A 7,576-nucleotide genomic window follows, 5' to 3' on the forward strand; every position below is an offset into this window, starting at 1 on the left:
GTTGCGATCTTAACCAAGTTGTGTGATTACGATATCGCCAAGTTGAATATGAAGAAAGAGATTTCCGTTTTCGTCCGTATGTACACTTTGATACCATTGATTACTTTCAAAATCTGTATCTTGATACGAGAAAGACACAAATGCACAACATAATAAGCCTAAAACAATACAACTGCAAGCACCTAAAACCAATACTTTTAACTTTGCCATACATGAACCTCCTTCAAACGATAAAACAAATGTTCTTTTAACCAGTGACTAAAGGACATGGTTGCCTTGATAAAGTAGCGAGAAGCATAAATTGTAAACAAACCTAATAAGATAGAAAGTCCGGCCGCGATCAAACCAACACCGAGTTGTAGAAGACCTGTCATAAAACTGGAAACCATCAAAAATGGAGATCCGATCAGACTGATGATACAAAGAATCAGACTGGCAACCATAATAGTCGCTGACAATACAGGGATAAGCCAAATCATGATATAACCTGTCAAAATCAGTAATATGCCGGTACAGATCAAAGCAAGCAATGCCAACAACAAACATGCCCATAAAGGACTGCCCAGGACGATCAAAACAATGATCAACACTTTCATTGGATTAGAAAGTTTCTTTTCTTTAGATGGTTGTGCAGATACAATCTGTTCGGCTAACATTCCTGCATCCCCTAAGTCTTGCACTGCTTCTTGTTCACTCATACCTTCTTCCATACGATCATCTATCATCTCTGCATAATAAGCCAACATCTTCTGTCTTTCCTGACGTGGCAGACTTTTTAATAATCGCTCTAAATGATCTAAAAATTCATGCTTATTCATCTTCCATCTCTCCTTTGATATATTCATAAATAGATTGAATCTCTTCCCATTCCTCCAGGAAACATCGAATCGACTCTATTCCCTTATCTGTGATTCGATAGTATTTCCGTAACCGATTTTTATGTTGTTCTGTATAAGTAATTACACATCCGCTGACTTCCAGACGTTTTAAGATCGGATATAAAGTGGATTCCGATATTTCAATATAACGCGATACATCTTTAACGAAATGTGTCGAATAGTATTTTATGATTTCTTTATAATAAGTCCGATTTACATAAAAAAATACCGAGCGTTTATCCCGGTATTTGTGCTCTATCATTCAATCACAATTCTAATTGCTTGTAGAAGATGGTAAGAATGGACGAATTGAATCCGCAAAATTATGTAGGTTACGTGTTTGGATCAATACCGTACCATTGCCATGAAATTCATTGACCAGACCTTCACCCGTTTTAAATCCAAATGTTCCCGAGGCCACATGAATATCATATTGTAGATTAGCATCCCAAGCCACAACATGCTCATTATCGATCGTAATCGGATGCTCATCAGTAATATTTAAGGCTAGTAAATCACCAAAAGCCGACACTAAAATATCGCCTTCACCCTGTGTTTCCATCACAAATAATCCACCGGTTCCCGCAAAAACAGCTTTACCTAAATCTTGTTTTTTCATCAGATATTCAACGCTTTGATCACAGGCTAAAAATACACCGGTATTTAAACGATATTGTTTATTGCCCTCTACACTTAAACAATGGATCTTACCAGGAATGGGAGGAGCAACGCCAATAAAGCCATCATCCGCTTTACCCGTTGCCATCGTAATAAACATGCTTTCTCCACTTGTCATACTGCGGCCAATAGCGCCTAAAACACCACCAATGCCTTTTTTTCCACTGTTCATTTTACCTTCCAATTCTACATTGGAAATATAGACCATGGAACCACGTTCTACCTTGATTGTTTCACCCCTTTTGAGTGATGCCTGCACGATTGGGCAATCTGAATCGCCAAAGATACTGTAATTCATATGCAATCCTCCTAAATATTTAACTTATCTTTATTGTATCGAACCTGCTTTGACTTTAAAAGCAAATTCGTTTTATTTTGAAATGGGTGTTGTTATAATGTGAATAAAGAAAGAGGGTGAACCCATTGAAAAAAATACTCTTTATTGTAGGTTCCTTACGCAAAAATGGATTTAATGAACAGTTGGCTAAAAAAACAGAAGAATTGATTGGAGAAAATGCACAAGTCGAATATTTAGACTGGTCTAAGGTTCCTTTCTTTAATCAGGATTTGGAAGCCAATCTTCCTGTTGAAGTGCAAGAAGTCAAAGATAAAGTTCGTGAAAGCGATGCACTATGGATCTTTACACCAGAATACAATCATCAGATTCCCGGTCCTTTAAAGAATCTGCTAGACTGGTTGTCCCGAGGTGCACCAAGCGTACTAAAAGATAAGAAAGTTACCTTCTCTGCTGCCGGTGGCGGAAGCGGTGGTGCCAATGTGCGCGATTTAATGATGTTGTTGTTGAATCAAATGATGATGGATACAATGAATATGCCAAATACCGGTATTCAAATCAGCATGGAAGGCTTTAAAACAGGACAGCTTGTTATAGAAGGTCTGCCATTAAATCAATTAAAGCGTCAAGTGAAAGCATTTTTAGATTATATCGCATAATAGACAGAGGCAAGACTTTCCTTGCCTCTGTCTTCTTTTAAAAAAGATTTGAAACTTACCAAGAACTGTGATAAGATATACGAGCACTTAGGGGTATAGTTCAATGGTAGAATAACGGTCTCCAAAACCGCTGATGTGGGTTCAACTCCTGCTACCCCTGCCAGTTTGTAAAAAAAAGCACTAAATCGACTTTATATAAAGCAGATTTGGTGCTTTTTCATTATTTTTATACAATCGTTGACTGTGATTTTGACTGTGATTTTAAAAAACTTCTTTTCAGTTTGGATATTTTTCAGTTATATATTTTAGAAATTTTCAGAAAAATAACGATTCAATTCTGAAAGAACTAAGAAAATGAGATCCAAATTTTATAAAGTAACTTCATTCGTGATGAGTCTTGCTAATTTAACATTCTTTCATCAACATCAGGAAAACAATCATTTTCTTCATCAAAATCTTCTACACAAATACTGTCGATAAACTTTTGAAACTGTATTTGCCCGAAAGCACCTTTCTTTAGATGCTCGTTAAAGTTCGTCACTTCATTTTTTGATAAAGAATCTAACATAGCCGTATCGATCGGTACAACATGTGTCAGGATCGCTTTTTCATTTCTTTGAAATACATATTCCATACCGTAAGGAAGTTCCAAAACATTCTTTAGATCATTGTTCGATCGCAGGGCAATCGATCTTGCCGTATCGATATCGGTCCCACCAAAATACAGATAGGTATCGCAGGCGTTTATAATGGTTTTTGCTGCATTCATTCCATATTCGGAAGTAAGCTGTGTTTCCGACTGCAGGATCAGGCTCATGCCAATTCCACGGCTTCGCAATGATGCGATCAGTCTTTCTATATCCGGTAAAGAATATGTCGCAAAATCATCCAGATAGAGATGCACGGGTACAGGTAGACAATGATTGGGGCTTGTTTCCGCTTCCTTCACCAAGCTTTGAAAAAGCTGATGTAAAAAGATTTCAATCAACGGATCATACGTTGAGGTAAGATCATCAACAATCAGATACAGTACCGTCTTCTTTTTTCCAATCAGGGAAAGATCAATCTCATTGGTTGACATAAAGTCCAGAAGCGTACTGGATGCATACAGATTCAATCGGGAAGTCACGGTTGCCAGGATGGAAGCCGTTGGTTTCATGGATGTTAAGGTTACAAAAAATAAGTTTATGTTCTGCGTGTCTGGAAAGAAAGGGAACTAAATGAATTGCAATCCTGCATGTCTCCTAATATAATATTAGTTAGTTATCACTAACCTATTTGCGCATAGGAGGGTACATCCATGTTTACTGTTCGTCCATATAAGGAAGAAGATGCTGCGGCCTGCGGGGATTGCTTCTACGAAGGATTCTTTTCATGCTCTGTGGATCAGAACGATAAAATACTTTTGCGTGACTACGCACAGATCCTGATTGAAAAATGCAATTTCACCTGTGTTGCGGAAACGGAGGATCATCAGGTCGTAGGATTCATCTGTGGAAAATATGATAAGCGTTTCAGCAAGGCTCTGGCGACTCAGTATGAAACAAAAAAGCATTATGGCCGTTGGTGTAAAATTTTCCTCAAGTTCTATCTGAAAAGATATAAAATGTCAGCGCCATTCCAGAAGCAGTTTGATGCCTTTTTCCGTCAGCTACAGGAAAGGGATAAGGAAATCTTTGGGATATGCGATCTGGAACTCGTTGCCCTTTCGTCCAGAAGGAATTACAGAAAGGGTTTAGGAACCGCATTGGTTACACAGTTTATGAAACGGGCAAAAGGCGATGGAGCGGACCGTGTGCGGCTTTTTACAAACACTCTTGCATCGTGGGAGTTTTATGAAAAACGTGGATTTAAGAAAGTGGCAGAGAAGCCCTTTCAGGATGGCTCCGGCAATCAGTCCCTCGTTTATGAGTACGTTTTGAAGGAGCATGAATATGAAAAACACCATCTGTGAAAAACTGATGTGGTCAGCGATGACACCTGCTATTTTCAAATATATCGCAGCCAATTGCAAAAATACGGATACATTCAGGGTGAAGAAGAAATCGCGTAAAAACTTTAAAGATATGTTGGCGAGGACACCCGACATAGGCGGTTTTACGAAAAATCCTCTGCGAATCTGTCTTTCCGGCGGAATTGTCTGGATGGCAGTTTATAAGGCAATGGATGGGGCGATGAGCCATGAACAGTTCGGGGAAATGGTGACAGCCACGATGCAGGCGTCGCTCATTAAAAAAGCTTTCGGGAGTAAAAATCCATTTGATATGGAATATCAAAAAAAGAAAGTCAAGAAGGACAGAATTGCAAATGCCATATCCGACAGCGAATTCAACTGGATGACGGAGACGATTCCCGGAAGGGATGCAGACGAATACACCATCAACTATCACAGGTGCGGCCTGTGTGCGCTTGGAAAACAGGAGCATTTGGAAGAACTGATACCCTATATGTGTGCCATGGATTTTATTTCTGCTGATCTCATGGGCGGCGTGTTATACAGGACAGGTACACTTGCAGAGGGCGCAGAAAAGTGTGATTTCTATGTTTGCAAAAAGGACTCTAAATGGGATAAAGAAAGAAAATACGGACAGCAATCCAAGCTGCAAAAACAGGGAGAGTTGGGAAAGTGGAATATGTGACGGTTGCACAGGAGGGCTTCTATGGACTTTATCATGTCCCTGTTAAGGATCATGATCCCAAAAAGGTCGTCATCGTAGTAGGCGGCAGCGAAGGGAATGAAAATATCCCGATGAATGTGGGTGCTATGTTTGCCAGGTGCGGCATCGCCGCGTTAGGTATTTGTTACTGGAACGTAGACGGGCTGCCGAAAGAACTGGTTCGGGTGCCTGTCGATCCATTTGAAAAAGCGATCCTGTGGCTGAAAAACAAAGGATATGAAAAGATTATCATGTATGGCATTTCAAAAGGCGCTGAACTGGTATTGCTTTGCGCTTCTCTTATGCCGGATATCTGCGGCGTTGTTGCCCTCTCCCCGATCCACTGTATATGGGGAGGTATGTACGGGAATAAAAGCATGGCATCGAAAACTTTTTCATCTGCCTCCGAATTCACATACAGGGGAAAAGATTTTCCGTGTATGACAGCGCATCTGAAATATGGGCCGGCAATCCGGAACCTCATCCTCCATCAGCAGTTCGAGTTATCCTACATCTACGAAGAACCGCTGAAACATTTTGATGAGGATACAGCCATTCATGTGGAGAACATTCAGGGAAACATTTTATTTATTTACGCAAAGGAAGATCTCATGTGGCCCAGCAAAGAGGCAGTGGCATATATGGTAAACCGCCTGGAAAAACACCGGTTTGCTTTCCGGGTGGATGTCTTGGAATATGAAAAAGCAAGCCACATTCTTGTTCCATTAAATCCATCTAAGCTGAAAATGTTTAAAATTGAGAGACAATATCCGGAAGATTGCAGGCGCAGCCGTGAAGACGCTTTCCATAAAACGATAAAATGGATATCGGAGGTAAAGTGAATATGGCGGTCATGATAGAAAGTCTGATTGGTATCTTATTATTCACAGTTCTGATTGTGTCACTGACGCTGAAAAATCCCCTTACCTCAGTGGGAGATTATCCCCCGGCCATACGGGAGAAATGTATGGAATTAGGATTGATCGAAAAAAGAGAACAACGCTTTACCAGGGCAGATATCCTCCGAAAGGGGATCGCCCTGCTTGCTTTTGTGTTCATCTTCGCTGTTGTCCTGAAACAGTTTAATGGAGCGGATACATTCTGGAAAGGGTTTCGGGATTCCTACCTGATCTGGCTGATCATTGATTGGTATAACGCTCTGATACTTGATTGCATCTGGTTTTGCTATTCGAAAAAAGTCAGGATACCAGGCACAGAGGATATGGAAGAATATAAGGACTATCGTTTTCATATCAGGCAGTCCTGTATTGGTATGCTTCTTGGCCTGCCCGCCTTTCTTGCAGTGGGAGCGATTACAGCAATCCTCTGATCAGCCATCAAATGATATAAAACAGAATATGATTCGCATCCGGCAGGAAATCTCTTTCGAGGTCTCCTGCTTTTTCTTTACTCTAAAACGGAAGGAGGTTCCCCATGGCCCGTCTGGTCACCAAATTTAAGTACCTGAAGCCGGATCAGGAAAAGCCCATCGGCGGGTAAGCCACCTACATCGCCACCCGTGAAGGTGTGGAGAAGATCGATGAGTCTTTCAAGCTGGCTCCCGCAACAGTGAAACAACAAAAGCTCATCGAAAAGCTCCTACGGGATTTCCCGGATAGTGCCACGATGCTGGAGTATGAGGACTACCAGAGAGAAAAGACCGTAGGAGTTGCCTCTGAATTTATCACCCGTGCCATTGAGGATAATGCCCATAAGATCCTGAACCAGAGAACCTATGCCGACTACATCGGCACCCGGCCTGGTGCGGAACGGTTTGGCAGCCATGGGCTGTTCACGGATGATGGTGTCCAGGTCAAGCTGAAAGAGGTATCCCAGGAGCTGAACGCTCATCAGGGAAATGTGTGGACGCTTATCATTTCTCTGCGCCGGGAGGATGCGGAGCGCCTTGGTTTCAATACCGGCATCCGATGGCGGGATATGCTTCGGACGCAGACGCAGGCCCTGGCGGACAGCCTGAAGATCCCCATGGATCATCTGAAATGGCATCGTAAATTGATTATGATAAGATAAACAGGACATATTCTAAATTAGAGTGGTTATTAATGTCCTTTAAATAAAGCATATTATTAATATTCTATTACGAATGACTTTAAAGATAGAGTTTTTTTTACATTTTATAATATCATTTTTAATAAGCCTAGTTATAATGCTATATAGCTTGCTCAAGGAACATAAACGCAATTCTTTACTTCAGCTCAAAACTAGATTGATATCCTCAGAAATTTTCTATACTTAAAACAAAGGGAGATAGAGGTACATATTGTTGACTCTGACATAATTCAACTTTACGCTTATATTGGATGAAAACAGTACTTTCCAGATATTGAAAAGCGACCAATCATAAAGACTGACCGCTTTGTATAATACTGGATATGAAATTGTTAAATT

General features: G+C 40.7%; 11 protein-coding genes and 1 tRNA gene. 7 read left to right on the forward strand and 5 right to left on the reverse strand.

From position 1 onward, the window contains the following. Nucleotides 1–9: 9 nt before the first annotated feature. From G413_RS0105160 to G413_RS0105175, 4 genes are read right to left on the reverse strand one after another with little or no spacing between them, the layout of a single operon-like run. Nucleotides 10–210: a hypothetical protein gene (locus G413_RS0105160; protein ID WP_022789861.1), complete on the reverse strand. Its 201-nt coding sequence runs from the start codon at nucleotides 208–210 to the stop codon at nucleotides 10–12. After that, nucleotides 198–818: a DUF1700 domain-containing protein gene (locus tag G413_RS0105165; RefSeq protein WP_022789862.1), complete on the reverse strand. Its 621-nt coding sequence runs from the start codon at nucleotides 816–818 to the stop codon at nucleotides 198–200. The genes G413_RS0105160 and G413_RS0105165 overlap by 13 nt, the downstream gene beginning before the upstream one ends. Beyond that, nucleotides 811–1,140 (reverse strand): PadR family transcriptional regulator, encoded by a 330-nt coding sequence (locus tag G413_RS11035; RefSeq protein ID WP_022789863.1) that lies wholly within the window; start codon nucleotides 1,138–1,140, stop codon nucleotides 811–813. Before G413_RS11035 ends, G413_RS0105165 begins: the two co-directional genes overlap by 8 nt. A 12-nt stretch (nucleotides 1,141–1,152) precedes the next feature. Next, on the reverse strand, nucleotides 1,153–1,854 hold the full coding sequence (locus G413_RS0105175; protein ID WP_022789864.1) for a TIGR00266 family protein: 702 nt from the start codon (nucleotides 1,852–1,854) through the stop codon (nucleotides 1,153–1,155). Between the two features lie 125 nt (nucleotides 1,855–1,979). On the opposite strand from G413_RS0105175, the gene G413_RS0105180 reads away from it, so the two are divergent. Both G413_RS0105180 and G413_RS0105185 read left to right on the forward strand, forming a co-directional pair. Further along, complete coding sequence (locus G413_RS0105180; protein ID WP_022789865.1) at nucleotides 1,980–2,510, forward strand: NADPH-dependent FMN reductase; 531 nt, start codon at nucleotides 1,980–1,982, stop codon at nucleotides 2,508–2,510. A gap of 89 nt (nucleotides 2,511–2,599) precedes the next feature. Continuing rightward, nucleotides 2,600–2,673, forward strand: a tRNA-Trp gene (locus tag G413_RS0105185). A 237-nt stretch (nucleotides 2,674–2,910) separates the two neighbouring features. Here G413_RS0105185 and G413_RS0105190 read toward each other — a convergent pair. Continuing rightward, nucleotides 2,911–3,669: a type IV secretory system conjugative DNA transfer family protein gene (locus tag G413_RS0105190; protein WP_022789866.1), complete on the reverse strand. Its 759-nt coding sequence runs from the start codon at nucleotides 3,667–3,669 to the stop codon at nucleotides 2,911–2,913. A gap of 141 nt (nucleotides 3,670–3,810) precedes the next feature. Between G413_RS0105190 and G413_RS0105195 the strand changes: the two genes are divergently transcribed. From G413_RS0105195 to mobP3, 5 genes are all read left to right on the forward strand, one after another. After that, the gene (locus G413_RS0105195) at nucleotides 3,811–4,464 is read left to right on the forward strand and encodes a GNAT family N-acetyltransferase (protein WP_022789867.1); all 654 of its coding nucleotides are present in this window, start codon (nucleotides 3,811–3,813) and stop codon (nucleotides 4,462–4,464) included. Beyond that, nucleotides 4,445–5,149 carry an L-2-amino-thiazoline-4-carboxylic acid hydrolase gene (locus G413_RS11045; protein ID WP_022789868.1) on the forward strand — a complete coding sequence of 235 codons (705 nt, stop codon included), beginning with the start codon at nucleotides 4,445–4,447 and terminating at the stop codon, nucleotides 5,147–5,149. The genes G413_RS0105195 and G413_RS11045 overlap by 20 nt, the downstream gene beginning before the upstream one ends. Then, nucleotides 5,137–6,009, forward strand: coding sequence for an acyl-CoA thioester hydrolase/BAAT C-terminal domain-containing protein (locus G413_RS0105205; protein ID WP_022789869.1), 873 nt, complete (start codon nucleotides 5,137–5,139; stop codon nucleotides 6,007–6,009). Before G413_RS11045 ends, G413_RS0105205 begins: the two co-directional genes overlap by 13 nt. Nucleotides 6,010–6,134: 125 nt before the next feature. Further along, complete coding sequence (locus tag G413_RS0105210; protein WP_211210460.1) at nucleotides 6,135–6,497, forward strand: hypothetical protein; 363 nt, start codon at nucleotides 6,135–6,137, stop codon at nucleotides 6,495–6,497. Between the two features lie 179 nt (nucleotides 6,498–6,676). Next, entirely contained in the window at nucleotides 6,677–7,198 is a 522-nt protein-coding gene (gene mobP3, locus G413_RS0105215; protein WP_276329712.1) for a MobP3 family relaxase, read from the forward strand. The last annotated feature ends 378 nt before the right edge of the window (nucleotides 7,199–7,576 follow it).

Origin of the sequence: Faecalicoccus pleomorphus DSM 20574, assembly GCF_000420345.1 — a bacterium.
Taxonomy (GTDB): domain Bacteria; phylum Bacillota_I; class Bacilli_A; order Erysipelotrichales; family Erysipelotrichaceae; genus Faecalicoccus; species Faecalicoccus pleomorphus.

What these genes read in the sequence shown, in the direction of transcription:
- G413_RS0105160 (WP_022789861.1), bottom strand. Translation starts at nt 210, where the DNA reads ATGGCAAAGTTAAAAGTATTGGTTTTAGGTGCTTGCAGTTGTATTGTT.
- G413_RS0105165 (WP_022789862.1), bottom strand. Translation starts at nt 818, where the DNA reads ATGAATAAGCATGAATTTTTAGATCATTTAGAGCGATTATTAAAAAGT.
- G413_RS11035 (WP_022789863.1), bottom strand. Translation starts at nt 1,140, where the DNA reads ATGATAGAGCACAAATACCGGGATAAACGCTCGGTATTTTTTTATGTA.
- G413_RS0105175 (WP_022789864.1), bottom strand. Translation starts at nt 1,854, where the DNA reads ATGAATTACAGTATCTTTGGCGATTCAGATTGCCCAATCGTGCAGGCA.
- G413_RS0105190 (WP_022789866.1), bottom strand. Translation starts at nt 3,669, where the DNA reads ATGAAACCAACGGCTTCCATCCTGGCAACCGTGACTTCCCGATTGAAT.
- G413_RS0105195 (WP_022789867.1), top strand. Translation starts at nt 3,811, where the DNA reads ATGTTTACTGTTCGTCCATATAAGGAAGAAGATGCTGCGGCCTGCGGG.
- G413_RS11045 (WP_022789868.1), top strand. Translation starts at nt 4,445, where the DNA reads ATGAAAAACACCATCTGTGAAAAACTGATGTGGTCAGCGATGACACCT.
- G413_RS0105210 (WP_211210460.1), top strand. Translation starts at nt 6,135, where the DNA reads ATGGAATTAGGATTGATCGAAAAAAGAGAACAACGCTTTACCAGGGCA.